This is a genomic window from Streptomyces sp. NRRL WC-3742 (genome assembly GCF_000720635.1).
Taxonomy (GTDB): domain Bacteria; phylum Actinomycetota; class Actinomycetes; order Streptomycetales; family Streptomycetaceae; genus Kitasatospora.
On sequence record NZ_JOCF01000158.1, the window covers coordinates 1 to 1,577 of the forward strand.

Annotated in this window: 2 protein-coding genes; both read right to left on the reverse strand. The window is 67.2% G+C overall.

All coding sequences use genetic code 11. The annotated features are described in order from the left end of the window. Positions 1 to 20 precede the first annotated feature (20 nt). Positions 21 to 935: an IS982 family transposase gene (locus IH61_RS0139790; protein ID WP_031079306.1), complete on the reverse strand. Its 915-nt coding sequence runs from the start codon at positions 933 to 935 to the stop codon at positions 21 to 23. Positions 936 to 990: 55 nt separating this feature from the next. Beyond that, on the reverse strand, positions 991 to 1,518 hold the full coding sequence (locus IH61_RS43780; RefSeq protein WP_031079307.1) for a hypothetical protein: 528 nt from the start codon (positions 1,516 to 1,518) through the stop codon (positions 991 to 993). Positions 1,519 to 1,577 lie beyond the last annotated feature (59 nt).

The window sequence follows — 1,577 nt, forward strand, 5'->3', positions numbered from 1 at the left end:
CTAGATGAATGAGTCCAAGGTCAGTGATCGAAGGCGATCAGCGAGCGCATGACGGGGCGGCCAGTCTGGGCGTTGTGCCAGACGGCCGCAGTCAGGGCGAGAAGCCGTTGGAGGACCCGAACGGTGACCCCGCTGACAGTGCGCCCGCCGTGGCGTTCGAGGTCCAGCTGAGCCTTGAGGGTTTGGTTGACCGATTCGATCAGCTGTCGCAATGGCCTGAACAGCTGTGATCCGGCCCGCTCCGGTTCGCCCTTGCGGGCCGGCCGCAGCAGTCGCACGCCCAGGTAGGCGAGCTGTTGCTCGAACTCGCGGCCGTAGTAGTTCTTGTCGGCGAGAACAGTCTGCCCGGGCCGTTCAGCGATCAGAGCCGGGTCGGCGGTGAGGATGTCCAGCAGAACCTCGCGCTCGGGGGCCTTGGCGCCGGTCAGGGCGAAGGCGATGGGCAGGCCGTGCAGGGTGCACACCAGGTGCAGTCGCAGGCCCCGGAAGTAGCGCGAGTGGCTGGCGCAGTAGCCGTACTCCGCCCAGCCGGCCAGGTCTGAGCGCCTCGCGGTCTCCCGGGAGCGGCCGCACTCAACGGGGGTGGAGTCCACCACCCACACGTCGTCGCTCCACAGGGCGGTGTCGGTGGCCAGCTCGTACAGCACTCGCCGGACCAGGTCGGCCGATCGCCGCAGCCGCTTGTTCCAACGGCTCTGCTGGGGCAGATACGGGAACAGGTGCCGCAGGTGCGCGCGTGCGTGGCGAAGCCACCTCGCCTCGGAGGTGAACCCGAGCAGGGCCTGCATCACCGCGAGGGTCACCAGCTCGGCGTCACTCAGCCGCGGTGCGATGCCGATCTTCGGTCGCCATGGAGCGAACTGCGGAGAAGCTTTCAGCATGTCGTCGGTTCTCACGTACAGTGCCGTAGCGAGGGTGTCCAATTCGGTCGTCACACACTGACTTTGGACACCCTCGCCTCGTCTCCGCAGGGAAACCGCAGGACTTCGATCACGGTCCGGAGCTGGCGGCGACACTCGGATTGGTGGTGTCGAAGTAGACCGTGTCCGTGCCTGGACCGAGGTAGAACGCGCCGGAGTACGTCCCACCCGTCATTTCGCGGTCGAAGGAGTCGCTCCGGACCCACCTGGCGCCCTTGGGCATGAACTCAGCTAGCTCTGCTGGAAGTTGGCTTGGCGTCCCAGGCTGAAACCTCCGCTGCGGTGCCCCCATGAGGGCAGCGACGGCACCTGCTCTCAGCTGGGCGATTCCCACCACTCGGACATCGGTGGGGCCCGGAACGGACATCCTCGAGTCGGTGCCGAGCGCGGCGCCGAGCCAGTGTGCGCCGGACAGCGGGCCAAGAGCAGTGAACCGCCGCTCCAGCGGCGCCAGGTCTGTGCGGACCTTGCCGCCGTCGGTGCTTTTCGCGGTTGACGTACACGCCGCAAGGACCGTCATCGCGCCGAGCGCGAGCATCCCCCGGCGCCCGAGACCCGCCGTGTCACCCACAGACTGCCCTCCCCAGAGCTCCCGCATCCCATGCCTGATCGTAGCGGTCGGCTCAGAACTCCCACCCCTTGGAATCGATCATCTAG